25 protein-coding genes are annotated in these 25,713 nt (G+C 54.1%); 14 read left to right on the forward strand and 11 right to left on the reverse strand.

The features are described from left to right. Window positions 1-159 precede the first annotated feature (159 nt). Both AUQ41_RS16010 and AUQ41_RS16015 read left to right on the forward strand, forming a co-directional pair. A complete protein-coding gene (locus AUQ41_RS16010) occupies window positions 160-1,575 on the forward strand; it encodes an MFS transporter (protein WP_063089263.1) in 1,416 nt (471 codons plus the stop codon). Between the two features lie 204 nt (window positions 1,576-1,779). Continuing rightward, window positions 1,780-3,972, forward strand: a complete 2,193-nt coding sequence (locus AUQ41_RS16015; RefSeq protein WP_063089264.1) for a malate synthase G — start codon at window positions 1,780-1,782, stop codon at window positions 3,970-3,972. A 110-nt stretch (window positions 3,973-4,082) separates the two neighbouring features. Here the strand turns inward: AUQ41_RS16015 and map are convergent, their stop codons facing one another. The 4 genes from map to pcaH all read right to left on the reverse strand — a co-directional run bounded on the left by map (window position 4,083) and on the right by pcaH (window position 8,093). Beyond that, entirely contained in the window at window positions 4,083-4,832 is a 750-nt protein-coding gene (map, locus tag AUQ41_RS16020; protein WP_063089265.1) for a type I methionyl aminopeptidase, read from the reverse strand. A gap of 48 nt (window positions 4,833-4,880) precedes the next feature. Beyond that, window positions 4,881-6,551: a GGDEF domain-containing protein gene (locus tag AUQ41_RS16025; RefSeq protein WP_063089266.1), complete on the reverse strand. Its 1,671-nt coding sequence runs from the start codon at window positions 6,549-6,551 to the stop codon at window positions 4,881-4,883. 195 nt (window positions 6,552-6,746) lie between these two features. Further along, complete coding sequence (pcaG, locus tag AUQ41_RS16030; protein ID WP_063089267.1) at window positions 6,747-7,376, reverse strand: protocatechuate 3,4-dioxygenase subunit alpha; 630 nt, start codon at window positions 7,374-7,376, stop codon at window positions 6,747-6,749. Between the two features lie 3 nt (window positions 7,377-7,379). After that, window positions 7,380-8,093: a protocatechuate 3,4-dioxygenase subunit beta gene (gene pcaH / locus AUQ41_RS16035; RefSeq protein WP_120225792.1), complete on the reverse strand. Its 714-nt coding sequence runs from the start codon at window positions 8,091-8,093 to the stop codon at window positions 7,380-7,382. A gap of 104 nt (window positions 8,094-8,197) precedes the next feature. Here pcaH and AUQ41_RS16040 point away from each other — a divergent pair, with 104 nt between their 5' ends. From AUQ41_RS16040 to AUQ41_RS16050, 3 genes are read left to right on the forward strand one after another with little or no spacing between them, the layout of a single operon-like run. Then, window positions 8,198-9,178 carry a LysR family transcriptional regulator gene (locus AUQ41_RS16040; protein WP_063089373.1) on the forward strand — a complete coding sequence of 327 codons (981 nt, stop codon included), beginning with the start codon at window positions 8,198-8,200 and terminating at the stop codon, window positions 9,176-9,178. Further along, on the forward strand, window positions 9,175-9,810 hold the full coding sequence (locus tag AUQ41_RS16045) for a trimeric intracellular cation channel family protein (protein WP_063089269.1): 636 nt from the start codon (window positions 9,175-9,177) through the stop codon (window positions 9,808-9,810). The genes AUQ41_RS16040 and AUQ41_RS16045 overlap by 4 nt, the downstream gene beginning before the upstream one ends. A 60-nt stretch (window positions 9,811-9,870) precedes the next feature. Further along, window positions 9,871-12,105 (forward strand): class I SAM-dependent methyltransferase, encoded by a 2,235-nt coding sequence (locus AUQ41_RS16050; protein ID WP_063089270.1) that lies wholly within the window; start codon window positions 9,871-9,873, stop codon window positions 12,103-12,105. Between the two features lies 1 nt (window position 12,106). Here the strand turns inward: AUQ41_RS16050 and phnF are convergent, their stop codons facing one another. Next, entirely contained in the window at window positions 12,107-12,820 is a 714-nt protein-coding gene (gene phnF, locus AUQ41_RS16055; RefSeq protein WP_063089271.1) for a phosphonate metabolism transcriptional regulator PhnF, read from the reverse strand. A 133-nt stretch (window positions 12,821-12,953) separates the two neighbouring features. On the opposite strand from phnF, the gene phnG reads away from it, so the two are divergent. The 8 genes from phnG to phnN are packed head-to-tail and all read left to right on the forward strand — an operon-like array spanning window position 12,954 to window position 19,379. Further along, window positions 12,954-13,454 carry a phosphonate C-P lyase system protein PhnG gene (gene phnG / locus AUQ41_RS16060; RefSeq protein WP_063089272.1) on the forward strand — a complete coding sequence of 167 codons (501 nt, stop codon included), beginning with the start codon at window positions 12,954-12,956 and terminating at the stop codon, window positions 13,452-13,454. Further along, on the forward strand, window positions 13,451-14,074 hold the full coding sequence (phnH, locus tag AUQ41_RS16065) for a phosphonate C-P lyase system protein PhnH (RefSeq protein ID WP_063089273.1): 624 nt from the start codon (window positions 13,451-13,453) through the stop codon (window positions 14,072-14,074). The genes phnG and phnH overlap by 4 nt, the downstream gene beginning before the upstream one ends. A 2-nt stretch (window positions 14,075-14,076) precedes the next feature. Beyond that, window positions 14,077-15,210 (forward strand): carbon-phosphorus lyase complex subunit PhnI, encoded by a 1,134-nt coding sequence (locus AUQ41_RS16070; protein ID WP_063089274.1) that lies wholly within the window; start codon window positions 14,077-14,079, stop codon window positions 15,208-15,210. Between the two features lie 4 nt (window positions 15,211-15,214). Next, window positions 15,215-16,141 (forward strand): alpha-D-ribose 1-methylphosphonate 5-phosphate C-P-lyase PhnJ, encoded by a 927-nt coding sequence (locus AUQ41_RS16075; RefSeq protein WP_063089275.1) that lies wholly within the window; start codon window positions 15,215-15,217, stop codon window positions 16,139-16,141. Window positions 16,142-16,149: 8 nt separating this feature from the next. Further along, window positions 16,150-16,923 carry a phosphonate C-P lyase system protein PhnK gene (gene phnK / locus AUQ41_RS16080; protein WP_063089374.1) on the forward strand — a complete coding sequence of 258 codons (774 nt, stop codon included), beginning with the start codon at window positions 16,150-16,152 and terminating at the stop codon, window positions 16,921-16,923. Window positions 16,924-16,937: 14 nt separating this feature from the next. Beyond that, window positions 16,938-17,642 (forward strand): phosphonate C-P lyase system protein PhnL, encoded by a 705-nt coding sequence (gene phnL, locus AUQ41_RS16085; protein ID WP_063089276.1) that lies wholly within the window; start codon window positions 16,938-16,940, stop codon window positions 17,640-17,642. Further along, window positions 17,635-18,777: an alpha-D-ribose 1-methylphosphonate 5-triphosphate diphosphatase gene (locus tag AUQ41_RS16090; RefSeq protein WP_063089277.1), complete on the forward strand. Its 1,143-nt coding sequence runs from the start codon at window positions 17,635-17,637 to the stop codon at window positions 18,775-18,777. Before phnL ends, AUQ41_RS16090 begins: the two co-directional genes overlap by 8 nt. Continuing rightward, entirely contained in the window at window positions 18,774-19,379 is a 606-nt protein-coding gene (gene phnN, locus AUQ41_RS16095; RefSeq protein WP_063089278.1) for a phosphonate metabolism protein/1,5-bisphosphokinase (PRPP-forming) PhnN, read from the forward strand. The genes AUQ41_RS16090 and phnN overlap by 4 nt, the downstream gene beginning before the upstream one ends. A 48-nt stretch (window positions 19,380-19,427) precedes the next feature. Here phnN and AUQ41_RS16100 read toward each other — a convergent pair whose 3' ends face one another. From AUQ41_RS16100 to AUQ41_RS16125, 6 genes are all read right to left on the reverse strand, one after another. Further along, the gene (locus tag AUQ41_RS16100; RefSeq protein WP_063089279.1) at window positions 19,428-20,129 is read right to left on the reverse strand and encodes a DUF1045 domain-containing protein; all 702 of its coding nucleotides are present in this window, start codon (window positions 20,127-20,129) and stop codon (window positions 19,428-19,430) included. Window positions 20,130-20,224: 95 nt separating this feature from the next. Further along, window positions 20,225-20,872 (reverse strand): chloramphenicol acetyltransferase, encoded by a 648-nt coding sequence (locus tag AUQ41_RS16105; protein WP_063089280.1) that lies wholly within the window; start codon window positions 20,870-20,872, stop codon window positions 20,225-20,227. 2 nt (window positions 20,873-20,874) lie between these two features. Then, the gene (phnE, locus tag AUQ41_RS16110; protein ID WP_008889692.1) at window positions 20,875-21,687 is read right to left on the reverse strand and encodes a phosphonate ABC transporter, permease protein PhnE; all 813 of its coding nucleotides are present in this window, start codon (window positions 21,685-21,687) and stop codon (window positions 20,875-20,877) included. 68 nt (window positions 21,688-21,755) lie between these two features. Beyond that, the gene (gene phnD, locus AUQ41_RS16115; RefSeq protein ID WP_008889691.1) at window positions 21,756-22,772 is read right to left on the reverse strand and encodes a phosphonate ABC transporter substrate-binding protein; all 1,017 of its coding nucleotides are present in this window, start codon (window positions 22,770-22,772) and stop codon (window positions 21,756-21,758) included. Window positions 22,773-22,842: 70 nt separating this feature from the next. Then, window positions 22,843-23,688: a phosphonate ABC transporter ATP-binding protein gene (phnC, locus tag AUQ41_RS16120; RefSeq protein WP_008889690.1), complete on the reverse strand. Its 846-nt coding sequence runs from the start codon at window positions 23,686-23,688 to the stop codon at window positions 22,843-22,845. A gap of 304 nt (window positions 23,689-23,992) precedes the next feature. Next, window positions 23,993-24,988, reverse strand: a complete 996-nt coding sequence (locus AUQ41_RS16125; RefSeq protein WP_063089375.1) for an Ldh family oxidoreductase — start codon at window positions 24,986-24,988, stop codon at window positions 23,993-23,995. A gap of 233 nt (window positions 24,989-25,221) precedes the next feature. Between AUQ41_RS16125 and AUQ41_RS16130 the strand changes: the two genes are divergently transcribed. Beyond that, window positions 25,222-25,680 (forward strand): META domain-containing protein, encoded by a 459-nt coding sequence (locus AUQ41_RS16130; protein WP_063089281.1) that lies wholly within the window; start codon window positions 25,222-25,224, stop codon window positions 25,678-25,680. The last annotated feature ends 33 nt before the right edge of the window (window positions 25,681-25,713 follow it).

Genomic DNA, 25,713 nt, shown 5'->3' on the forward strand with positions numbered 1-25,713 from the left:
ATTAAAGAAGGCTCATAATTTTTGCGGAACTTCTTGTGCGCCGTGGTGTTAAACACAAAATGCACTATTCCCCTTGTGTGCCAAGGGCTTGTAAGGATTGACACGGTCGATCCCCTTGCCGCAGGGTGCCTGCCTAATTGAAACTCAAACGAGGATGCCATGCCGCGCTCGCCGGTCGCCCTTATTATTGCACTATCTGCAACGCTGTTCGCCGCGTTTGCGCTAAATAGTGGGGCATCTCTGCAATCATCGCTGCTTGCACTGCGCGCATCTGCCGAGGGTTTTGCGCCGGTCTATACCGGTATCATCATGGCATCCTATTATATCGGGTTCGTTGCCGGCATCATCTGGGGGGCGAGCCTTGTCAACCGGGTCGGCCACATCCGGACGTTTGCCGCACTGGCATCGGCCGCATCGGCCATCACACTTTTACATGCCGTTCTGGTAGATCCGATTACCTGGTCGCTGTTTCGTATCATGACCGGCTTGTGTGTTTCGGGCCTGTATCTGGTGATTGAAAGCTGGCTGAATGCGCAGGCTGACAATACATCGCGTGGTGGGACGATTGCGATTTACATGACGGTTTCGCTTGGCGGGCTGGCAATCGGTCAGCTGTTGCTCAACGGTGCCCCGGTCAGCAGTTTCGAGCTGTTTACGGTGGCGTCCGTCCTGCTGTCGCTTTCGCTTGTTCCGCTTGCCCTGACCCGTCAGCCACCGCCGTCTGCAGTCAGCGGTGAACGCATGACATTCCGCCGTCTTTACAAGATTTCCCCGCTGGGCTTTGTTGCCGCATCGGGTGCAGGCGTGCTTTCGGGTGCGGTTTATGGTGTCGGGCCGGTTTTCGCGGCTGACCTCGGACTTGCGACCAACGAGATCGCCTATTTCATGTTCTTCGTCATTCTGGGCGGCATGATCATGCAATTTCCGATCGGCAAGATTTCGGACATGGTGCCGCGCCAATATGTGATGATTTTCGTTCTGACCGGACTTGCTATCTGTGGATTTTTCCCGCTGGTTGCGCCGGATCTTGTCCGCGACAATCTGACGGTCTGGGGCGGGATCACCGGCGTGTTCATCATGCCGGTTTACGGCCTGGCTGTGGCCTATGTGAATGACTACCTTGAACCCGAAGACATTGTTCCTGCGTCGGGTGGTCTTCTGATCATTTATGGCGGGTCTGCTGCGTTTGGTCCAATTCTGGGGTCCAGTGCAATTGGTTATTTCGGCCCGTGGGCCTTGCCGGTCCTGTTTTCAATCGTTGGCATTTGCGTTGCGAGCTTTGCAACTTACCGCGCTGGCTTTGGCCGTCGTATCTCGATCGAGGAACAGGGTCAGTTCGTTGCCGTACCGCGGACAACGCCAATGGCGTTTGAGCTGTCACCGATTACGGACGACATCAGTCTCAATGACGATGACGACAGCACAGAGCCAGATAATGACACAAAACCAATGGACCCGCATGATCTGCAAGATGTGCTGACCCCGGATGGCACGGCACATCCCGACGACATCGGACAGGTGCCGCCGGCAGACAGCGACGGCACGACGGATCCGAATGCAGACAAGAAGATGTGAACGTCTGTCGATTGGGACAGAATGATCAGGCTTCCATAATGCGGAAAACATCCCGCAATTTTGAAACCGGCTGTGGACCCGGGCCTGCTTCAACCCATATGTTGTGAACCAACGATAGGCGAGTTGCCTTTGCCGCGCTTTATGTGTTCGTCGGCAAAGCCATATTAATCGCCCGAAACAGTTCCAAGTCTGGTGAGAGAAAACATGACCCAACGCATCCAAGAAGGTGGACTTCAGATTGCAAAAGTGCTGCACGATCTGGTGGCCAACGAAGTCATTCCGGGAACCGGGATCAGTTCCGATCAGTTCTGGGCATCCTTTGAAAAGCTCGTCACTGAACTTGGACCACGCAACAAGGCGCTGCTGGCAAAGCGGGACGAATTGCAGGCCAAGATCGACCACTGGCATCTGTCGCGTCAGGATCAGCCACGCGACCCGGCTGCCTACAAGGAATTCCTGACCGAGATCGGTTATCTGCTGCCCGAAGGCGATGATTTCTATATCACCACCACGCATGTCGATCCGGAGATTGGCCGTGTGGCAGGCCCGCAGCTTGTCGTGCCGGTGATGAATGCACGCTATGCGCTTAATGCTGCCAATGCGCGCTGGGGCAGCCTGTATGATGCGCTGTATGGCACCGATGTCATCGACGAAGCCGACGGCAAGGAAAAGACCAAGTCATTCAATCCGAAACGCGGTGCTGCGGTTGTGGCTTATGCCGCGAACTTCCTTGATGAAGCCGCCCCGCTTGCAACCGGCAAACATGCCGATGCCACGAAATACGAAGTGCGCGAAGACGCGTCAGGCTGGTGGACGCTGGTTGTCACCCTGTCTGATGGCAGCGAAACCGCACTTGAGCTGCCCTCCCAGTTCATCGGTTACAACGAAAAGAACGGCAAGCTGACCGATGTGTTGCTGCGTCGTCACAGCCTGCATATCGAAATCCATATCGATCCGACGCATCCGATTGGCAAGGAACATGCCGCTGGCGTGTGCGATGTCATTCTGGAATCCGCGGTCAGCACCATTCAGGATTGCGAAGATTCGATTGCCGCCGTTGATGCCGAAGACAAGACCGTTGCCTATCGCAACTGGCTTGGCCTGATGAAAGGCACGCTTGAAGAAAAATTCGAAAAAGGTGGCAAGACGATCACCCGTCGTCTGAACCCGGATCGGACTTATCAGGGCTTTGACGGGACTGAAGTTGTCCTGCCGGGCCGCAGTCTGATGCTGATCCGTAATGTCGGTCACCTGATGACCACTGACGCGGTGCTTGATGCCAATGGCGACGAAGTCCCGGAAGGCTTCCTTGATGCCATGGTCACAAGCCTGATCGCCAAGCATGACGTCATCGGCAATAACGAACTTTCGAACTCCCGCCATGGCAGCGTCTATATCGTAAAGCCGAAAATGCACGGCCCCGAAGAAGTCACGCTGACCAACGATCTGTTTGCCTTTGTCGAGAAGGCGATTGATCTGCCCGAACATACCCTTAAGGTCGGCATCATGGATGAGGAACGCCGCACGACGGTCAACCTCAAGGAATGCATCCGTGCCGCCAAGGACCGTGTGGTGTTTATCAATACCGGCTTCCTTGACCGTACCGGCGATGAAATCCATACCAGCATGGAAGCTGGCCCGATGGTCCGCAAGGAAGCGATGAAAGACCAGTACTGGATCGCGGCCTATGAAAACTGGAACGTTGATATCGGTCTTGAATGCGGCATGAAGGGCGTAGCCCAGATCGGCAAGGGCATGTGGGCCAAACCGGACCGCATGGCAGAAATGATGGAAGCCAAGATCGGCCATCCCAAGGCCGGTGCGAAATGCGCCTGGGTCCCTTCACCGACAGCAGCAACCCTGCATGCCATCCACTATCATCAGGTTGATGTCCGTGCGGTTCAGGACGAGATTGGCAAACGCGAACGCGCAAGCCTTGATGACATTCTGGCGATCCCGCGTCTGGGTGACATCAAACCGATGCCAAGCGAAATCCAGGAAGAGCTTGATAACAATGCCCAGGGCATTCTTGGCTATGTTGTGCGCTGGATCGACAGCGGGATCGGCTGTTCGAAGGTGCCAGACATCAATGATGTCGGGCTGATGGAAGACCGCGCGACGCTGCGTATTTCAAGCCAGCATATTGCCAACTGGCTCCATCATGGCCTGTGCAGCGAAGAACAGGTCATGGAAACCATGAAACGTATGGCCGCCGTCGTCGACAAACAGAATGCCGGTGACCCGACCTATCGCAACATGGCCCCGAACTTCGATGACAGCATCGCCTTTGCGGCCGCCTGTGATCTTGTCTTCAAGGGCCGCGAACAGCCGAACGGTTACACCGAACCGGTCCTGCATGCGCGCCGTCGCGAAGCCAAGGCAAAATACGGTTCGTAACCGCGACACCGCACATCAAACACACGTAAAACAAAAGCCGCCCGATACATTCGGGCGGCTTTTATGTTGCAAGAAATGCTGCAGCATAAGCTACAACATTTTAACCGGGATCAATTCCCCAGCGTCATGATTTCATAGCCCTTTTCGGTGACAACAAGGGTGTGCTCGTACTGCACGGTTGCGTCACCGGTATCGGCATACAGCGTCCAGCCATCTTCGCTATCAAGCGCCCATTTCGCGCCACGCGACAGAAACGGTTCGATGGTAATCACCTGCCCCTTTTTAAGGGCCCGGCGTTCCTTGGGGTCATCCCAGGTCGGGATGGTATGGGGATGTTCATGCAGCGACTTGCCAATACCGTGGCTGGCAAGATTGCGGATCAGGGTATAGCCACCCTTGCGGGCGAACATTTCGATCTTAAGCCCGATCTCGCGAATAGGCGCCTTGTCACGCACCACCTTGATGCCCGCCCACATGGCCTTCTTGCCGTCTTCGCACAGCTTGGCGATTTCGGGCTTTGCCGTGCCGCAGATGAAGCTGGCACCGGTATCGGAAAAATAGCCATCAAGCGATGCCGAAACATCGATATTGACCAGATCGCCATCGGCCAGAACCAGATCACCGGGAATACCGTGCGCGACCGCGTCATTCACACTGATGCAGGTCGCACCGGGGAACTTGTATTCGCTTTCCGGGGCGGACACCGCGCCGGCATCCTCAAGAACCTTGCGGCCGATCTCATCAAGCTCGGCGGTTGTGATCCCCGGGACGATGGCCGCCCCCATGACATCGCGCGCACGGGCACAGATCCGCCCGATCTTGCGCAATTGTTCGAGTTCTTTTTCGGATGAAATTGTCATGAAATGCTTATTGCGATGCCCTGAAACAAAGTCAAGAAAACCCGCATCTCATGCCAGCGACGACTTGCTGCCGGACGGCTCACCATCATCAGACGCAAGCACATAACAGCTCTTGCCACGCGCCTTGGCAGCATAAAGCGCATCATCTGCCTGATCGAGAAGCACATCAATGGTCTTGCCATGCACCGGACAAAGGGCAATGCCGATGCTCATATGAATGGAAACCCGATTGCCGCCGGTAATGAAGGGCATCTGGATGTCGTTCAAAATCCGTTCGGCCAACATTGTGGCTTCGCCCTCGCCACTCGTTCCGACATGACACACCACCACCATCTCATCACCACCCAGACGCACGACCAGATCGCCACCGCGCACACAACGGCGCAACCGTTTTGCGACCTCGCGCAGGACATCATCGCCAGCTGAATGACCGAACTTGTCATTGATCGGTTTAAAATCATCAAGATCAAGCATCATGACCGCAAGCTGGGTCTTGTGGCGATCAGCATGGGCAAGGGCATGTTCGAAATAGACATCAAGTGCCAGACGGTTACCAAGCCCGGTCAGGTTATCGTGATGGGCAATGTGTTCCATCTGGCCAAGGGCCGCATCCTTTTCCGTCAGTTTGGCCAGCAAGGCATTGAGGCTGTTTGACAAGATCTTGATTTCTCTTGCGCCATCAAAATCCGGAAGACGTTCAATTTCGCCACGTTTCATTGCCTCGATCGAAAGGGCCATCTTGCCGATCGGTCCCACAAAGAAACCAGCCCCCCACCATGCAATCACGCTGGAGATGATACTTAACGCCAAGCCCCACGCCATGATGTCACGGCGCAGGACATAAACCGGCTCAAGCGCCTCTTCAACGGGCTGCCGCACCAGGATTGACCAGTTCAGACCGGCATAATCAAGATGACCATCGGCCGGGGCATACCCCGTCAGATATTCCGCGCCATCCGGCCACGTGCTGATCTTCCATCCGATATTGCTGCGCTGTGCCTGCTGCAGAGCATCAAGTTCAAGCGATGATCCGACCATCGCCCCATCCGCACCCAAAAGAACTGTGCCATCGGCTGATACGACAAATATATCGACATCCCGATGGATCCCCTGCCCGGCAAAAAGGGTTTTGCGGACATTATCGGCCCATTCCCAGCTCAGGTGAGTGGCAAGTACACCAGTGAACTGATCATTTTTATTGAAAAGGGGAACGGCGATATCGACAAACTGGATCGGCTCCCCGTTATAAAGCGGGAATTTTTCCGCCAACAATTTCGCATCGTGAACATCACCGATGAACTGTCCATTCTTGCCATACTGAAACACCGGTCGCGGCGAAACATCGGCCCCGAGCAACAAGTCATTCGTTGACGCAACAACCGTCCCGTCGCGATCAAGCACACCTATCCAGGTAAAGATCGGAATTTCACGGCTTAGGCGATTGACGATGCTTGAAATCTGTTGGGTATCTTCGAGCTCTTGCAGGACAGAGAGCGTGCTTAGGACCGAAACCTCGCCACGGTGGGTCCACATGATACGGTCAAGTTCATCAGCCATCTGACGGGCAATATCAGAAACACCCAGACCAATCTGCTTTTGCAGATCAGCACCGGATCGCTTTCCGACCACAAAGCTCATCAGTACCGTCAGGCCAACCAGTAGCAGCGCTGTTGCCAGAGCTACTTGCACGCGGATTCCGACCTGTAACAACTTGTTCAAGGCTGATCCTCTCACTCTCTATCACCGGGGTCTTCTTTTTTGTTTTTGAAACCCTCGGCAGCGGTTGTTTTACCATACCGCTTTTATCAACGTGAATATAAGAATCAGCGGACGGCTTTTTAAGTAGTTGATTGAACAAAAATACGGCAACCACGAAAGGCGGTCGCCGCATTACTCATACAGTTTTACGCGCTGTTAGAGGTCAAAAAACACGGTTTCGCCATCGCCCTGCAAGACGATGTCAAACCGGTAGACCGGGATCGGTCCAATGTCATCACGATCAGCAATCAGGGTCTTGCGACGGGTTTTCTGTTCGATCAGGTTCAGAACAGGATCAGCCGCATTCGCATCTTGTTCGTCGGCGAAATACATCCGGGTATTCAGCCCGATATTGATACCACGTGCCACGATCCAGAAGTTGACATGCGGCGCCATGTCTTTGCCATTGCGACCGGAAACCACGCCGGGCTTGATGGTTTCAAAGCGATAGACGGCGGTATCGAAATCCGTTCCCGTCCGGCCCCAGCCGCGGAAATCCTCATCGATTTTGCCAGAATTCTGACGATCAAGTTCATGGTTGTAGCGCCCGTCTGCATTGGCCTGCCAGATTTCAAGCAGCGCATCACGCAGTGGCGTTCCGGTACCGTCAATCACCCGCCCTTCAATGATGATCCGTTCCCCACGGGTGTTTTCATCGGCCAGAACGTTGGTGAAGTTGTTTTCAAAAATGTCAAACCCGGCCTGATTGGGAATGAGCCCGATATGAACATAGGGGCCCGCCGTCTGGGAGGCGGTTTCTTTGAGATAATCAAGGCTTTGCACCATGGATCAGTTTCCTTCCAGACGGTTTTCAAACAGGGTTGAACGACGGCCGCGCAGGACGATGTCAAACTTGTAGGCAATGGTATCAAGCGGCACCGAGCCCTTGAGATCAATCGGCGCTATCAGGCGGTTGATCGCATCTTCATCCGGGATGACATGCACAATCGGACATTCCTTGATCAATGGATCGCCTTCGAAATACATCTGGGTGATCAGGCGCTGGGCAAAGCCGGAACCGAATACCGAAAAATGGATATGGGCCGGACGCCAGCTGTTGACGTAGTTGCGCCATGGATACGGACCCGGCTTGATGGTGCGGAAAAAGTAGTAACCGTTTTCATCGGTCAGCGCGCGGCCACAGCCGCCAAAGTTCGGATCGATCGGCGCAAGATAGGTATCTTTCTTGTGGCGATACCGCCCACCGGCATTGGCCTGCCAGAATTCGACCAGCGTATTGGGCACCGGACGGTTGTTTTCATCAAGAACCCGCCCATGCACGATGATACGTTCGCCAATTGGATCGCCATCCTTGGCATAGTTGCGGATCAAATCGTTATCAAGCGGCCCCAGTTCGTTCTGACCGAAAACCGGACCGGTAATTTCCGACAAGGATCCTTGCAGCGACAACAGCGACTGGCGCGGGGAACGCGCAACCGATGTCTTGTAAATCGGGGTGTAGCCTGCTGGCTGCAGCGTTCTGTCACGCTGATAGAATTCCATGATTTTTCCTCCGCAGATGATGCTCCAGACTGTTGAATGTCCGTGTTAAACGCATCCTGCGTGGCCAATTGCATAAAATAAATGCATCATTTATCATGTTATTCATGAGCAATTTTGATCATTTGGAACTGGACGGCCATGCGCTGCGTCTGTTTCTGGCCGTTCTTGAAGAGGGGTCGGTCACGGCTGCCGCCGAACGGCTTGGCGTGACGCAATCAGCGGTCAGCCATAACCTGACCAAATTGCGCCGGATCATGCGCGATCCGCTTTTCACCAAATCCGGGCGCGGGATCGTAGCGACCGCGCATGCACAAAACCTGGCCGAACAGGCGCGGTTTCTTCTTGATCATATGCAGGCCTTTGCCAGTGGTGCGCATTTCGAACCCGATGGCGCATCGATGAGCCTGACCATTGCCGCCAACGATCTGCAGCGTGATCTGTTGTTGCCAATGCTGTTTCGCAATCTGGAAGGTGCGCTTGCCAATATCCGGATGACGGTGGTGCCGTCCCTTCTGCCCGGACCGGCCTTGTTGCGTGAAAATCATTGCGACCTTCTGATTTCGCCGCGGCCACCCGAAGGTGTGGATATCGTGCAAAAACGCCTTCTGACCGATCATTACATGGTGTTTTATGATCCGGACATGCGCGACGCCCCGCAAAGCGATGATGATTATCTATCCGCGCGCCATATCACGGTGCGCTATGGCAATAATCGCACGCTTGAGTTTGACGACATGCTTGAAAATCAGGATGTTAAACGCAACATCGTTTTGCGGGTACCGAACTTTACCGCCATTGCCGAGTTCCTGCGCGGAAGCAATATGATCGCAACCTTGCCAAGCCTTCTCCAAAAACATGCGCTGCGTGATTTTGCCCGTACGCCGATGCCGCTCGCGGGTCTAAAAAAGGGCACGCTTGATCTTCCTATTTTCATGTGTTGGCACCAACGCTATCAGCACGATCCATCGCATCTCTGGTTACGTGAACAGCTTGAAGATGTTGCTGCAGCCAAATTGCGCATGCCGATAGAACACCCCGTTTCGCAACCCACAGATCACGGGCAGGCCCCGCAAAGGACATCATGACGATTACTGAAATCATCTATTGGCTTGAACTGGCGGGGGTCGCCGTTTTTGCGATTACCGGCGCGCTTGAGGCATCCCGTCGTCAGATGGACATGGTCGGATTTGTCCTGATTGCGACCTTTACCGGTATTGGCGGCGGCACTGTGCGCGATGTCATTACCGGGGCAACACCGGTTTTCTGGATACGCGATACTACCTGGCTTGTGACCTGCATCGGTGCTGCCGTCATCACCTACTTCACCGCCCATCTGGTTGAACGACGCTATGTCGCGTTACTGTGGCTGGATGCGCTGGGATTGGCAATGTTCGGGGTCACCGGCGCAGCCATCGGCCTTAATCTGGGCGTATCCCCGTTGGTCGCAATCGTTCTGGGCATGATCACAGCCACTTTTGGCGGCATGGTGCGTGATGTTGTCTGTAACGAAATTCCGCTGATCCTGCGCCCGGAGATTTATATCACCTGTGCGCTGGTCGGTGCGGGGATCTATGTGATTGGCACTGCGATCCTTGATTTGCCGCGCGGGCCGATTGCCGTGATTGCGTTCTTTGCGGCATTCCTGATGCGGGCATGTGCGATCAAGTTCAAGCTAAGCTTCCCGGTCTACAGGGCCCGTCCGGGTCGAGAATATTAATATCCCATCTGTTAGTCTTGCTCTTGAAAGAAGACTTGACCTGAGTATCTGAAAAATGAGATGGCGAACCAGATGGCTGACTTACCTCAATTGCCGAATGAATTGCTTGAATTAGCGTTGGCCGCCCAAAACGCAGGCCAAATGGACAAAGCCATTAACGCTTACATAGCAGTGCTAGACCAGCAACCTGCCAATCCAGATGCTTGGCACTACCTTGGCCTATGTCAACGCAGTCAGAAGCAATGGAAACTCGCGATTGATAGCATTAGGAAGTCGCTCGAAATCAATCCGGATAATGCGTCTGCACTTAACAGCATGGGAGCAACACTCTGTGCTGTTGGGCGGTTTGAAGAAGCAGAACAATACCTACAAAAAGCGATAAGCCAAAAAAATGACTCTGTTGAGGCGCACCGTAATCTGGGTTTAATCTATTTTGCTCGAAAAGATTTCAAAAAAGCCCTCAAACAATTCAGAAACGGACTGTCATTCGACCCCAGACATCTAGGATTATTGAAGTCAGCCGGCAATGCATTGCTGCATCTCGACCAACCGCAAAAAGCGCTTCTACTTTTTGAAAAGGCTCTTTCGGTAGACGCCCGTGATGCCGACCTGCAAACTGATACGGGTATTACATATCAAATGGTCGGTTGTTTCAAAGAAGCCCTTGAGTTCAATAGTCTTTCTATTGCGATTGAGCCAGGAGAAAACCGCCACTGGGCAGCATTTTGCGCCTGTGTAAATGGCCTCAGACCTGATGGCACTGAGTGTATTGAGGATAAACTCCTTAGACTGATCCAAGAGGAAAATATCGCTCCGCATGACCTCATGATGCCCATAGCAGGTACCCTATTTCATCGGCCAGTTTTTCGAGAGCTAATTGGCAAATATGGTCGCTTTGATACTAATTACGAAGGCGCTTCATCGGACGTTCTACGCGACATAGAGGAGCTCGCTCGTATTCCCCTGTTTATTAAGCTAATTTCAGAATACCCAGTCACCAATCTGGTCATTGAAAAGCTTCTCACAACTCTTCGAAAAAGCATTCTGCTCGATCAAACGATGATCGAACAAGTTGCTCCGGGGTTCCTACCAGCTTTGGCCATGCAATGCTTTAATACGGATTATAGTTTCGCCGTTACAAGTCAGGAAGAAACCTATCTGGAAAAACTGACTCGGCGGATTTCAGATCAAGTTGCAGCAGGGGTAGATGCAACACTCTCTGAAGTTGCGCTTGTCGGCTGCTATCAACCACTTATCAAACTTTTAGATCCAGACGCTTTCACTGGAAACAAAGTCCCATCTTATGCCGATAAAATGCTCCGCAGGCTATTGATTGAGCCGCATGAAGAAAAAAGAATTCGCGGAACCATCCCTGATTGGACTTCAAGTGCTGGTGACGTTTCCGATGCTGTTCGCTCTCAGTACGAGGAAAACCCTTATCCGCGCTGGACGCATACAATTAAAATAAACAGGCGAAGACCTGTTAGCATCTGCCTGCAATCACCACCGCTAAATCTGCAGCTTGCAGGCTACAAAGAACCTGAAGCGCCAGAAATACTTGTTGCTGGCTGCGGAACTGGACAACATGCTATCCAACCAGCAACGCGTTTTGCCAATGCAAAAGTGACTGCGATAGACCTCAGCAAAAGCAGTTTGGCTTATGCAAAACGCCAAACATCGGAACTTGGCATTACCAATATTGACTTTGCACGCGCAGATATCCTGAAATTGGATGAGCTCGGCTGCAACTTTGACATCATCGAATGCGTTGGAGTGCTTCATCACCTTGAGAACCCGATCGTAGGTTGGAAAATTCTGAACAAGCTACTTCGATCAGGTGGACTAATGAAGATCGGGCTTTACAGCGAACTTGCACGCAAGGACGTGATTGAAGGACGGAAAACTGTTGCAAGTCACGGTTATTCTCCATCCGCGAGTGATATGCGCCAATGTCGTCAAACAATTATTCGAGAAGCTACCAAAGGAAACGGAGCCCTGTTGCAACTTAGCCGAAGGAGCGACTTCTTTAGCCTGAGTGCCTTTCGTGATCTCATCTTTCATGTTCAGGAACATCGCTTTGATCTCGTAATGATCAAAGATCACTTGGACGAACTCGGACTTCAGTTCCTTGATTTTGAAATGCCGTTCGCCGGTGACATTCAGCAGTATAGGGACAGCATTGCAAATCGGACGCCGCAAGAGAGATTATTGCTCTGGCACGATTACGAACAACAGCGGCCAGATACATTCCGTGGCATGTATCAGTTTTGGTGCCAAAAAACCGCAGACAAATAACTCACTCAACGATCAACTGAACCCGGTCGCTTGAAAAGGCGGTCACACCGTATTCGATTGGCGCACCTGCCGAATCAACATCGACACTTTCCGTCGAAATCACTGGTCGATTGCGCGCCTGTTTAAGCAGGTTGGCAACACGTGATGAAGGAAGCGTTGCCGAAATGCGCGTGGTCTTTCGTGTGTAGTCATCAATCCCAAAGCGCTTGAAAGCTTCTGTAAGCGATTTGGTTTCGACAAATATCTCGACAATGCCGTCAAAGCGCGCGGCGGGAAGATAACTTGTCGCGACAGCAAGCGGTACACCGTCGGCCTCGGATACCGAAAACAACTCGATCACCCGCGTGCCCGGTTTGACATCCAGGAACTGCGCGATGGTCGAATTGGCTTTGAGGACCTCGGACGAGATCAGGCGTTTGTCGGGCAAGCGATGGCGGCCCGATACGATCTGCGAAAACCTGGTTTTGGAACCAAGCGGGTAGTCAAGGATCTGTTCCTGAACAAAGGCGCCGCGCCCCTGTTCGACACGGACAACATTGGAATCGACAAGTGCCGCCATGGCGCGGCGCACCGTATGGCGATTCACCCCAAAGCGCCGGACCAATTCCATCTCGGTCGGCATCTTTTCGCCCGGTGTGAAAACGCCCTCCGAAATATCAGCCAGAAGCTGCTTTTCGATTTGCCTCCAAATAGATAGGCCCGGTTCCCAATCCATTGCATTCCCCGTTCACAAAACTTTCACCGCAAGACCTTTGCCTTTGCTGCTGGATCGTCTTATAACGTCAATAGGTATAGACGTCTAGACAAATTTTAGATTTGTCGACATAAGTTGAGAAGGGATCAGTTTGATGACGGCGCACCCCGCCCCGAATGCCCGGACAGATCAAAACCGGAATGCAGACACCCCCACCGATCCGCATATTGCCGCGCGCCAAAAATGGATGTCGGTTCTGGCCCGCACATCCCGTGTCCGGCTTGAAACCGAATGGTCGGAAAATCATGGCGATGAGAGCTGGACGCACCTGCGCGAACCGCAAATCGGCATGGTGATGGTCCGCGGCCGTGCTGGTGGCGCCGGGCAGCGTTTCAACCTCGGTGAAATGACTGTGACGCGTTGTGCGGTCACCCTGTCAGACGGCACGGTCGGGCATTCCTATATCAAGGGACGTGATCGCATTCAGGCGCAATATGCAGCCCTATTTGATGCGGTGATGCTGCGCGACGGATCAGCAAGCAATTTCATCGACACCCTGGCCGCCGAACAGGCCGCCGCCAAACGCGATCATGCCCGCAAGGTTGCCGCCACCAAAGTTGATTTCTTCACCCTTGTCCGCGGAGAAGACGAATGACGCCCCAATCCCAATCAACCACCGCCCAGACAAGTGACTTGTTGCCCGGTTTTGACCATGCGGCATTTGATTCAAACGCTGTTTTTCGCGCCCTGCTTGATGCGATGTCACGGCCCGGTCGCATTTATGATTTGCCGGTCAGTGTTTCCGCACCCGATGGCCTGAACAAAGCCACCACCGCAACACTTCTTGCGATGGCCGATATGGATACCACAGTCTGGATGTCACCAAACTGTTCGACCAAGGCCGCAGGCGATCACTTGAAATTCCATTGCGGTTGCCCGCTCAGCACGGATGTCAAACAGGCCGATTTTGCGGTTGCCCGCATTTCCGATGATCTGTCCTTTGTCACCGATCTTGCCGTTGGCAATGCGGAATATCCTGATCAATCCGCAACCCTGATCCTGATGGTCGATGAGATTTCAGATCGTCCGTCCATGAACCTTAAGGGCCCGGGCATCAAGGATACGCATAGCCTTTGCATCAAGGGGCTGCCCGCAAGCTTCCATGCATGGCGCGCAGAAAACCATCACCTGTTTCCGTGCGGTGCTGATGTGATTTTCGCAAGCGAAACCCAGATCGCCGCCCTGTCGCGCACCACCCGGATCGAGGTCAATTAATCATGTATGTTGCAGTAAAAGGTGGCGAACGCGCCATCAACAATGCGCACAAGCTTCTGGCCGAGCAGCGCCGGGGCGATACGGACATTGCCGAAATCGAAACTGATCAGATCGAACAGCAACTCTCGCTATCCGTCACCCGTGTCATGGCCGAAGGATCGCTTTATGATCGCGATCTGGCTGCCCTTGCCATCAAGCAGGCCCGTGGTGATTTGATTGAAGCGATCTTTTTGATGCGCGCCTATCGCACGACGCTGCCGCGTTTTGCCTTTTCCAAACCGATCAAAACCGCCGAGATGGATGTTTCACGTCGCATTTCGGCAACCTTCAAAGACCTGCCCGGCGGACAGATCTTGGGCCCGACCTTTGATTACACGCATCGCCTGCTGGATTTCACCCTGATGGCCAACGGCGAAGCACCGACCGAGGCACCAAGTGGTGAAAATCCGATTGATGAGAACATGCCGCGCGTTTTGGATGACATCCTGAACTATGAAGGCCTTATTCAGGATGAACCGGTTCCGGTTGATGAAAACGCCCCGGTCGCCGATCTGACCCGCGAGCCGGTTAAATTCCCGGCCGGGCGTGACTTGCGTTTGCAGAATCTGTCGCGCGGGGATGAAGGATTTGTTCTGGCACTTGGTTACTCCACCCAGCGCGGCTATGCCAACAGCCACGCCTTTGTCGGTGAAATCCGCTATGGCACCGTTTCGGTCGAGATCGAGCCCGAAGAACTCGGATTTGCGATTGATATCGGCGATATCGAACTGACCGAGTGCGAAACGGTCAACAAGTTCAAGGGGTCAAAAACCAAGCTGCCGCAATTCACCCGTGGCTATGGGCTTGTGTTTGGTCAAAACGAGCGCAAAGCCATTTCGATGGCATTGGTGGATCGCGCCATGCGCGCCAATGAAATGGGCGAACAGATCATGGGTCCGGCACAGGACAGCGAGTTCGTGATGGAACATAGCGACAATGTCCAGTCCACCGGCTTTGTCGAACATATCAAGCTGCCACACTATGTCGATTTCCAGGGCGAACTTGAACTGGTGCGCCGCATGCGCGCCGAGATTGAGGAACGTCTGGCGAAAGCCGAAGCTGAAAATGGCACATCCCAACCCGAGGCCGCGGAGTAATCCCATGGAACAAACTGTCAAAAATCCGACCGACGGGGCACCGGACTATAACTTTGCCTATCTTGATGAACAGACCAAACGCATGATCCGGCGCGCCCTGCTTAAGGCCGTTGCGATCCCGGGGTATCAGGTGCCGTTTGCCGGACGCGAAATGCCGATGCCGTATGGCTGGGGCACAGGCGGTGTTCAGGTAACAGCCGCCGTAATCGGCCCGAATGATACGCTGAAAGTCATTGATCAGGGGGCGGATGACACCACCAACGCGGTTTCCATCCGTCAGTTCTTTGCCAAGACCGCACAGGTCGCCACCACGGAAAAAACCGCCGAGGCATCAATCATTCAGACCCGCCACCGCATTCCGGAAAAGGAACTGTGCGAAGATCAGGTTCTTGTCTATCAGGTGCCAATCCCGGAACCGCTTCGCTTCCTTGAACCGCGCGAGACCGAAACGCGCAAGATGCACGCGCTTGAAGAATACGGTCTGATGCATGTGAAGCTTTATGAAGATATCTCACGCCATGGTCATATCGCGACCACCTATGCCTATCCGGTGATGGTCGATGATCGCTATGTGATGGATCCGTCGCCAACACCAAAGTTCGACAATCCGAAAATGAACAATATGGCGGCCCTTCAGCTTTTCGGGGCTGGTCGCGAAAAGCGCATCTATGCCCTGCCACCATACACCAAGGTCAAAAGCCTCGATTTCGAGGACCATCCTTTCGAAGTTCAGACCTGGGAAGACGAATGCGGCATGTGCTGTGCGCGCGACAGTTACCTTGATGAAGTCATCCTCGATGATCAGGGCAACCGGATGTTTGTCTGTTCGGACACCGATTACTGCGCGGAACGACAGGAAGCCGGCCATCGCGGCCCGCAACATCATGACCAACCCCTAGGTAGCGCAGATCGCGGAAAGGCAGCAGAATAATGACCCAGATGAACGAACCGCTTCTGCGCGTGGGCAACCTGACCATGATGTATGGCGACCGGGTTGGCTGCAAGGATGTCAGCTTTGAACTCCGCCCCGGTGAAGTCCTTGGCATCGTTGGTGAATCCGGATCCGGCAAATCTACTTTGCTGCGCAGCATTTCCGCCCAGCAGGAACCAACCAGGGGGACGGTTGAATACCAAACCCGCATTGATGGCGTGCGCGATGTCTATCAGATGTCCGAAGCCCAACGTCGCCTTTTGATGCGCACCGATTGGGCGTTTGTGCATCAGAACCCGCGTGATGGTTTGCGTATGAATGTCAGTGCCGGGGCCAATATTGGCGAACGGCTGATGGCAATCGGTGATCGTCATTATGGCAACATCCGCAGCAATGCGGACAGTTGGCTTGGCAAGGTTGAAATCGCGTCAGAGCGCCTTGATGACCTGCCATCGACCTTTTCGGGCGGCATGCAGCAACGCTTGCAGATTGCCCGCAACCTCGTAACTAGCCCGCGCCTCGTCTTTATGGACGAACCCACGGGTGGGCTTGATGTTTCCGTTCAGGCCAGATTGCTCGATCTGCTGCGCGGGCTGGTTCACGACCTTAATCTTGCGGTGATCATCGTCACCCACGATTTGGCAGTCGCCCGACTTCTTTCGCACCGGCTGATGGTGATGCAACAGGGCAAGGTCATTGAACATGGTCTGACCGATCAGGTTCTTGATGACCCGCAGCATCCCTATACGCAGCTGCTTGTTTCTTCCATTCTGCAAAACTGACCGGGGCGAAGAAAATGTCTGAAATGCTTCATGCTCAAAACGTCGCCAAAAGCTTTACCCTGCACACACAAGGCAGCGTAACCATCCCGGTTTTCGAGGGCGTTGAATTCATGCTTTCGGCGGGCGAATGCATCGCGCTGACCGGTGAATCCGGTTCGGGGAAAAGTACCTTCATGCGCATGCTTTATGCCAATTACACATGCTCTCAGGGGTCCATCAAGGTGTTCCATGATGGCGACTGGCTTGATATCACCACCGCCAGCCCGCATTCGATACTGGAAATCCGCAAGCGTACGCTGGGCTATGTTTCGCAGTTCCTACGCGTGATACCGCGTGTGCCAACCCTTGATATCGTTGCCGAACCGCTGGTGGCCCTCGGCACGGACCGGGAAACTGCAACCGAAAAGGCACGCGACCTTTTAACCCGTCTGCGCATCCCTGAACGTCTTTGGCAGCTTTCGCCGCTGACCTTTTCGGGCGGGGAACAGCAACGTGTGAATATTGCGCGTGGCTTTATTGCCGATTATCCGATCATGCTACTGGATGAACCGACCGCATCACTTGACGTCCAAAATCGCGCCACAGTTCTGGCGCTGATTGAAGAAGCCAAAAGCCGTGGTGCGGCGATTGCCGGTATTTTCCACGACCATGAAACCCGTGATGCGGTCTGCACCGGGTCGTTTGATGTGACTTCGTTTAAAGTTGGGGCCAATGACTGAACAGATTTTTACCAATGCCAAACTCGTTCTGGCCAACGAAGTCATTGATGGCGCCGTACAGGTCAAGGACGGCAAGATCAGCGATATTTCCGATCGTCCTTCGAACCTGCCAGGGGCAGAGGACATGGGTGGCGACTATTTGATGCCGGGCCTGGTTGAGCTCCATACCGACAATCTCGACAAGCACCTGACCCCGCGCCCCAAAACCCGCTGGCCGGCAACAGCCGCCGTTGTCGCGCACGACAATCAGGTCGCCAGTGCCGGGATCACCACCGTGTTTGATGCGGTATCCATCGGTGACGTCAATGAAGGGTCAGAACGCATTGTCAGACTGATTGAATCGGTCAATGCCCTTGAACACGCGCTGGAAAATGCATTGCTGCGCGCGGACCATAAACTGCATCTGCGCTGCGAAACGTCCTTCCCCGGCATGGTCGAGGCCCTTGGTCAATTGATCGACCTGCCTCTGGTCAGCATGCTTTCGGTGATGGATCACACACCGGGTCAGCGCCAGTTCGTCAGTCTTGATGCCTATTACACCTACTATCAGGGCAAATATGGCCTGAACGATGAGGAAATGCGCAAATTTATCGCCACCCGCCGTCGCGATGCAGAGCTTTATTCCGAAAAGCACCGCCGTCATGTGGTCGAACAGGCCCACGCGAAGGGCCTTGCACTCGCCAGCCACGATGACGCCACAGCCGAGCACGTCGCCGAGGCGGTTGCAGACAAAATGACAGTCGCCGAATTCCCCACCACGCTTGAGGCTGCCAAGGCATCCCATGAAGGCGGACTTGGTGTGATGATGGGGGGCCCGAACCTTGTGCGCGGCGGATCGCATAGCGGCAATGTTGCCGCAGGCGAGCTGGCAAAGCATGGCTATCTCGACATCATATCAAGCGACTATGTGCCGCACAGCCTTTTGCACGGGGCGATGAAGCTGTTTTACGAGTTCGAAGGTTACGATCTGCCACGCGCCATTCGCACCGTGTCGCTTAATCCGGCGACCCAGGTCGGGCTTGATGATCGCGGGGAGATCGCGGTTGGCAAACGCGGTGATCTGATCCGTGTACATCATTCCCCGCACCATCCGATTGTACGCGGCGTCTGGCGCGAAGGTGTTCGGGTGTCATGACCGACGCGCCTGCACATAATTGCAGATCAGGATATGGACTTCTGGTCCTTGTCGTCGGCCCAAGTGGTGTTGGCAAGGACACCCTTCTTGATGCAGCGCGCGAACGACTGGCCGATGACAAGCAGTTCTGCTTTCCACGGCGCTGCATCACCCGCCCGGCCGGATCGGTCGGGGAAACACACATCCCCGTCCGGCCTGAAGATTTCGGACAAATGTCACGTCAGGGGGCGTTCCTACTGAGCTGGATGGCCCATGATCTGGGCTACGGCATTCCGCGCCATGTTCTTGGTGAGGTCGAGGCTGGCAAAACCGTCATCGTCAATGTATCACGCAGCGTCGTTGGCGATGCCTGTGCCCTTGTCGGGCAAGACAACGTCCGGGTGATCAGCATCCGTGCCAGCAGCGAGGCATTGCGCAAACGGCTTGAAGCCCGCGGGCGCGAAGATGCCCTTGATATCGCACGCCGGCTTGCGCGCGCATCCGCCTATCAGGTTGAGGGCGACCATGTTGTTCATGTGGATAATGATGCCGACCTTGAAACCGGCATCGCGCGTTTCATCCACGCAATTGAAATGCCACAACCGATTGCAAACCGCGCCTGAGGCTCTTTCAGCCATCCAAAAATGCTGCACCTTAAAAGCGCAGCATTTTTATCCTGCCAACGGGAAACGTTTCAGCAATCTGAACGGCTTATGATCACCCGGATCACCAAACAAGCAGACTTCGCGAACGGTAAATGGTTCCTGACATAGCGGTACGACCAAGCCTGACAGGGCAGTTTTGAAGGGTTCGATCTGGTCGTCTGACAGCTTGTTGGTCAATGTCAGATGGAAGCGGAATTCTTCCATCACATAGGGATAACCCCAGCGCAGAAGATAGGCTTCCTGCCGATCCGTCAGACCGCTGGCACGGCGTTTATTCATTGCCGCTGCGTCTTCGGGCTGGCGAAAGTCATCGAGTTCGCGCACCAGCGTTGCCGCAAGATCGGCCAATTCTGCGATGGGTTCGGTCGGAACAAGGGCCAGAAAACGACCAATCGCCTTTAAGACCAGATGTCCGCACGCTACCGGTGCAATCGTTTTGCACAGGCGCGAAACGGCTGTTTCCAGATCGCCCCGATCCATGTCGCTTGGCATTGCGAATGGCGGCTTCAGGGTTCCATGAAAGCCGTATCGGCTCGGCGACGTGGTTGCCGCAACAATCTCGGCCTCTGTCAGGCCAGCAACACTTGGCCGTGGCAACTGGTTTCCGGTTTCCGGATCACGCCCCAGCCAGGCATTGCCAAACTGCCCCAACGCGCTTTGCGGTTCTGGCGCATAATAAAGCGCGTAGCGTTGATATTGGTCGGTCATGAGTAAACTCTGGAAACGGGTGACGTGGCGAGAAACGCCAAAGGTCAGCAGCTTAACCTTCGGCATCCATCAAATCATTGGGAAATGTTGATCGGTTAAACCGTATCGTATTTCAGGCAAAAGTCACGCACCGGAAGCGTTCGGAAATCCTGCAACCTTTCGCGCAGCATTTCATGCGACCAACCCCACCAGCGAATACGCAGAAGCGCATCGACGATGTCTGCCTCAAACCGGGGGCGTAGGGGGACTGCCGGAATACCTGTCACAATGGTGTAGGGCGGGACATCCTTGGTCACCACCGCACCCGATCCCACGACAGAACCGATGCCGATGGTGACACCACCCTGCACAATCGCACCGTGCCCGATCCAGACATCATGTTCCAAACGCACGCGTTTTTCGCGACGCCAGTCAAAAAACGCCGGGTCGTCTTCGCCCAGTTCGTAGGCGCTTGAGCGATACTGGAAATGATGCATCGATGCCCGGTCCATCGGATGTTGCCCCGGGTTGATGCGGGTATGGGCGGCGATATTCACGAACTTGCCGATATCGGAATAGATGATTTCGCTGTCATTCACGACATAGGAATAATCATCCATTTTCGTTTCGCGCATGGAGGTACGTGCACCGACTTCGGTCCAGATCCCTATTTCGCAATCAACGACAATCGCTGTTTGGTCAATCGTGGGCTGTTCCGACAATGCCTTCATTGTCGGTTTGGCCTGCGTAATCTTAAACGCCATGATCAGGTTACCAGTTTGCGCAGACGCTGGGACACCATATCAAGAAGGCTGACCGAGATAATGATGATGATCATGACTGCCGCTGTTTCCGCGTAATAGAAGCCACGGATATATTCCCAAAGCACCATGCCAATGCCGCCAGCCCCGACAATGCCCAGCACAGTGGCAGAGCGCACGTTGCTCTCGAACCGGTAAAGCGAATAGGAAATCCAAAGTGGCAAGACCTGCGGGATCACGCCAAAGATAACTTCCTGGAGCGCATTGGCGCCCGTTGCACGAATGCCTTCGACCGGTTCGGGGTCAATTGCTTCGACCGCCTCGGAAAACAGTTTGGCCAGAACGCCCGTGGTGTGAATCCAAAGCGCCAGGACACCGGCAAACGGGCCAAGGCCGACCGCAACCACGAACAACATGGCAAAGACCATTTCGTTGATCGCGCGGAAGGAATCCATCAGGCGACGCACCGGCTGATAGACCCAGACAGGGACAATATTTTCAGAAGAAAGAATACCAAACGGGATCGAACAAACGATGGAAAGCGCTGTGCCCCAGATCGCAATCTGGATGGTGATCCACATTTCTGCGACATACATCTTCCACATCAGGAAGTCGGGCGGGAAGAAGCCCTCGGCAAAGTCGACCATGTTGCCGCTGTTTTCAAACAGCGCCATCGGGCGCATATCTGCCCCCTCCCACGACATGGCCAGAAGTCCAAGGATGATCGCCCAAAGCAGGAAGCTTGATGCCGACCGTTTAAGGTCACGCGGTGGAAGCTCCGTTGCGACAGATGATGTCGAAGAAATGCTGCTGTTCATCGTTCAAATCCCGGAATTAAAAGCAAACAGGGAGCGCACCTTCGATGCACTCCCTGTCGAAAAGTCGGTTACTGGTAGGCAACCAGGATGTCGAGTTCAGCAAGTTTCTTGTCGATCTCGGCAACGCGTTCTGCTTTTTCTTCAGCAGAAAGTTCTTCGGTGTTCTGGATTTTCAGCTTGTCCTTGAACAGGGCCAGCTGACGGATCGGGTAAAGCTGCGCGTTCGAGCTTTCCATGAAAAGACCCATGCCATCGGAGTTGTTGGCAAGGACTTCCTTGGCGCTTTCAACATCACCGAAACGACCGTAACCAAGGAAGAATGCCTTGATTTCGGATTTCAGTTCGCGCGACAGGTCTTTACGGTAAACCATCGGGTCAGACGGGATCAGCGGCGAGGTCCAGATGACTTTGACCTTGTCGGTGATTTCCGGCTTGTTCATTTTGGTACGGCCAAGTTGCTCGGAGTTGTTGGCAGCAACATCAACCTGCTTGTTGGCAGTCGCCATCAGATTGGTTTCGTGGTTGGCGTTACGAACGGTCTTGAAGCATTCCTTCGGGTCAACGCCGTTTTTCGCGAAAACATAATAGGACGGAACCAGGAAGCCCGAGGTCGAGTTCGGATCACCGATACCGAAGTTCAGCGAACCATCACATTTCAGCATGTCTTCAAGGGTTTTGACCTTGTCGTTGTCAGCCTGCGTGATGATGTGGGAATAGTAACCGTTCGAACCATCAGATTTCGACGTCTGAACGAAGACTTCGCCACCGGCGCGGTCAACGGCTTCCATTGCCGACTTGTTACCAAACCAGCCAACGTGAACCTTGCCAAAGCGCATGCCTTCGATGATGCCGGCATAATCCGGTGCAAAGAATGCCTCGACGTCTTTGCCAAGTGCTTCTTCCATGTCATCGATCAGCGGCTGCCACTGAGCTTTGAGGTTGGAAGTAGATTCGGTCGAAATGATACCGAAAACGATGGTTTCCGGATCCTGTTCGAGCGGCTTGAATTCAACATCGGCCTTGGCAACGACGGATGCCAGCATCGTGGCCGCAAATGCTGCGGATGCGATTGTCTTAACGTTCATAAGAAGTCCCCTGTCAGAATAGATTTCGACATGTTTCGAGAAGGTAAGGCAGTCATGACAACTGGCCCGGCTAGCTTGTTGCGACAGCCAGGTCCTTTTCTGCGATGGGCCGTGTAACGGGCTCTGCGGCCTTTGCCGCACCATCGGCAAAAAGTTCGGAAGAATGTTCGCCGTAAAGTTCCTGAAGGAATTGCGGCGTCAGTTCGCTTGACGGTCCGTCAAAAACGACTTCACCATCGCGCATGGCGATGGTGCGTTTGCAGTAGTCTTTTGCGTAATCAACCTGATGAAGCGATACGATGACGGTGACGTTGTCTTCGCGGTTTACGCGATCAAGCGTGTTCATCACCTTGCGGGACGACGCCGGATCAAGCGATGCAATCGGCTCGTCGGCAAGAATAAGTCGGGCGCCCTGGGTAATGGTGCGCGCAATCGCCGCGCGCTGTTGCTGACCACCCGAAAGGTTACGCGCCTTTTTCGACGCATGAGCATCAATGCCAACACGATGAAGTGCGCTCATGGCGCGCATCTTTTCGGTTTTGGTAAACAGACCAAGCGAGCCGCGCCATGCCGGAACACGGCCCAAAAGCCCCATCAGGACGTTGGTCAGAACCGAAAGGCGGCTAACCAGATTGAATTGCTGGAAAACAACACCAATCTCGGAGCGCACCTTGCGGGCACCGCGTGAAATCTTGCCATTTTCCTGAATGGTTTCGCCAAACACGACGATCTTGCCGCCATCGCGATCACCGCGCAACAAACCGGCAATATGACGGATCAGTGTGGATTTACCCGAACCCGATGCTCCAATCAGCGCCACCATCTCGCCTTCCCGCACCTGCAGTTTGACGCCGCTAAGCGCACGCTTGTCACGGGTAAAGCTTTTGTTCAGTCCAGAGATATCTACAACCAGCATCAAAAGAGTCGCCTGAATGTGTTTCGCTGGATGAAGAAGCTACGCACAAACCGCGACTCTACGGTGACACTGATGTTACAGTTCGATGATTACGCAGAGCATATCGCCCCGACAACAATTAAACTTGTCTATACATCAAGAATTAATCGAAGTATTCACCGGTAATTCCGACCTTATTTCTGTAACATTTTCAAAATTTTCAGCACGCACTTGTCTGATGAATATCCAATTTTAAAACTACAGAACAGTCAAACATTCTGCATCAACGATTTTGACACCGATACAGACACACCGATCGCGAACTTTATTTAATTTGACTGATGGTCTCCATGACATCGTCTTCGATCTCAAGCCCCTCCGCTTCGGCAAGTGCGCGCGCCTGCTTGCCGCGACGCCCCGGCAGACGAACGCCTTCTTCTGCGGCAATCTCGTTGGCAATATAGGCAAGGTGATCCATTACACCGACACCGCCGGTTGCCTTGGGATCAATGGCAATGATCAGTTGTCCAAGCGCAGGTGGTGCGCCTTTGTCATCAAAAAGTGACGAAGACTGGTGACCGAACTGTGCACCGGTAAGACCAGCTGCAAGAAGTTCCACCATCATCGCAAGTGCCGCCCCCTTGACCCCACCGGCCGGGATCATCGTGCCATCAATGGCTTTGACGGCATCGGTGGTCGGATTGCCATCCACATCAAGCGCCCAGTCATCTGGAATGGCGACACCCTTTTGCTTGGCGGCCATGATCTTGCCGCGCGCGACCTTCGAAAGCGCAAGGTCGATGATGATCGGATCACCGGCATCGCCAACCGGAACACCAAAGGCAATCGGGTTTGTGCCAAACATCGGACGCCGACCACCCCATGCGGCCATCGCCGCCGGGGCATTGGCAAACATCATCGCTGCCAATCCCTTTTCCGCCAGACGTTCGACCGTAAGCCCCATCACCCCTGCATGATGCGATCTGTGGATTGCGGCAATCGCAATACCCTGTGTGCGGGCCATGTCTGGCAAGTGATCCATCATCAGATCCAGTGCCGGATAGGCAAATCCATGCTGCGCATCAATGCGCAAAACGCCAGGTGTCGGCTTTTCAAAGATCGGGCTGGTCATGCCATCAACCTTGCCGACCTTTGCCTGCGCGCTATAGGCCGGCACGCGACGAAAACCGTGTCCACCTTGCCCGGATGCCTCGGCCGTCACAAGTGCCGTTGCGACCGAGGCCGCATTGTCTGCCCGCACATTGCAACGCATCAAAGTTTCGCACACAAGTGCGTGGGCATCTTTCACGGAAATCTTCATCGTCAGGTAACCTTGATTTTCAAAGTGGGGCTTTGGAACCGGGAAATGGGCGCAAGGATCATGCGCCTGCAGGATCCGTAACATAGCCACAAGCCATCCCTGCGCGCAAAGCCGTTTTGGGTGCGACCAGAAGCGCCTTTGGCGCAAACGACTTTGAAAATATGATACCATCACCAGAATTTGCGAATAACAGGTTCGCGCGGGGGCCGCGCAAGCATTACAGGAATTCAGATATGCGTCAGGTTAAACACAGGATCGTCTTGCCTTTGGCATTGGTGGCATTGGCATCACTTGCCGCCTGCAGCACCGAGTCCACAGGCAACGTGACAACAGACTGGGCGAGTGTAACCGATCAGGAATGGCAACTGGTGCAGGTCATTGATGGCAACAGCACCCTTTCGCCAACACCGCCTGTCATGGCGACCGCGACATTTTCCAGCGATGGCATGGTGTCGGGCAATGCAGGTTGCAATCAGTATTCCGGCAGTTACGAACAGTCGGGATCGTCACTCGGTGTCGCGCAGCTCGCCATGACACGAAAGATGTGCATCGCCGACAACGCCATGCAGATCGAAAATGCCTTTAGCGGCGCATTCGTCTTGGTGAGTAGCTGGGATGTTGTTGATAGGCGTCTTGTTCTCAAGGACAATGACGGCGACATGGTTATCGAGCTGACACCCGCCGAACAATAAGCACATCGGCATCGTCAACATACCGCCAGACGC

Source organism: Thalassospira sp. MCCC 1A02898, assembly GCF_001618185.1.
GTDB lineage: Bacteria > Pseudomonadota > Alphaproteobacteria > Rhodospirillales > Thalassospiraceae > Thalassospira > Thalassospira tepidiphila.

Coding starts and splice junctions, on each gene's coding strand:
- AUQ41_RS16010 (WP_063089263.1), top strand. CDS start 160: ATGCCGCGCTCGCCGGTCGCCCTTATTATTGCACTATCTGCAACGCTG.
- AUQ41_RS16015 (WP_063089264.1), top strand. CDS start 1,780: ATGACCCAACGCATCCAAGAAGGTGGACTTCAGATTGCAAAAGTGCTG.
- map (WP_063089265.1), bottom strand. CDS start 4,832: ATGACAATTTCATCCGAAAAAGAACTCGAACAATTGCGCAAGATCGGG.
- pcaG (WP_063089267.1), bottom strand. CDS start 7,376: ATGGTGCAAAGCCTTGATTATCTCAAAGAAACCGCCTCCCAGACGGCG.
- pcaH (WP_120225792.1), bottom strand. CDS start 8,093: ATGGAATTCTATCAGCGTGACAGAACGCTGCAGCCAGCAGGCTACACC.
- AUQ41_RS16040 (WP_063089373.1), top strand. CDS start 8,198: ATGAGCAATTTTGATCATTTGGAACTGGACGGCCATGCGCTGCGTCTG.
- AUQ41_RS16045 (WP_063089269.1), top strand. CDS start 9,175: ATGACGATTACTGAAATCATCTATTGGCTTGAACTGGCGGGGGTCGCC.
- AUQ41_RS16050 (WP_063089270.1), top strand. CDS start 9,871: ATGGCGAACCAGATGGCTGACTTACCTCAATTGCCGAATGAATTGCTT.
- phnF (WP_063089271.1), bottom strand. CDS start 12,820: ATGGATTGGGAACCGGGCCTATCTATTTGGAGGCAAATCGAAAAGCAG.
- phnG (WP_063089272.1), top strand. CDS start 12,954: ATGACGGCGCACCCCGCCCCGAATGCCCGGACAGATCAAAACCGGAAT.
- phnH (WP_063089273.1), top strand. CDS start 13,451: ATGACGCCCCAATCCCAATCAACCACCGCCCAGACAAGTGACTTGTTG.
- AUQ41_RS16070 (WP_063089274.1), top strand. CDS start 14,077: ATGTATGTTGCAGTAAAAGGTGGCGAACGCGCCATCAACAATGCGCAC.
- AUQ41_RS16075 (WP_063089275.1), top strand. CDS start 15,215: ATGGAACAAACTGTCAAAAATCCGACCGACGGGGCACCGGACTATAAC.
- phnK (WP_063089374.1), top strand. CDS start 16,150: ATGAACGAACCGCTTCTGCGCGTGGGCAACCTGACCATGATGTATGGC.
- phnL (WP_063089276.1), top strand. CDS start 16,938: ATGTCTGAAATGCTTCATGCTCAAAACGTCGCCAAAAGCTTTACCCTG.
- AUQ41_RS16090 (WP_063089277.1), top strand. CDS start 17,635: ATGACTGAACAGATTTTTACCAATGCCAAACTCGTTCTGGCCAACGAA.
- phnN (WP_063089278.1), top strand. CDS start 18,774: ATGACCGACGCGCCTGCACATAATTGCAGATCAGGATATGGACTTCTG.
- AUQ41_RS16100 (WP_063089279.1), bottom strand. CDS start 20,129: ATGACCGACCAATATCAACGCTACGCGCTTTATTATGCGCCAGAACCG.
- AUQ41_RS16105 (WP_063089280.1), bottom strand. CDS start 20,872: ATGGCGTTTAAGATTACGCAGGCCAAACCGACAATGAAGGCATTGTCG.
- phnE (WP_008889692.1), bottom strand. CDS start 21,687: ATGAACAGCAGCATTTCTTCGACATCATCTGTCGCAACGGAGCTTCCA.
- phnD (WP_008889691.1), bottom strand. CDS start 22,772: ATGAACGTTAAGACAATCGCATCCGCAGCATTTGCGGCCACGATGCTG.
- phnC (WP_008889690.1), bottom strand. CDS start 23,688: ATGCTGGTTGTAGATATCTCTGGACTGAACAAAAGCTTTACCCGTGAC.
- AUQ41_RS16125 (WP_063089375.1), bottom strand. CDS start 24,988: ATGAAGATTTCCGTGAAAGATGCCCACGCACTTGTGTGCGAAACTTTG.
- AUQ41_RS16130 (WP_063089281.1), top strand. CDS start 25,222: ATGCGTCAGGTTAAACACAGGATCGTCTTGCCTTTGGCATTGGTGGCA.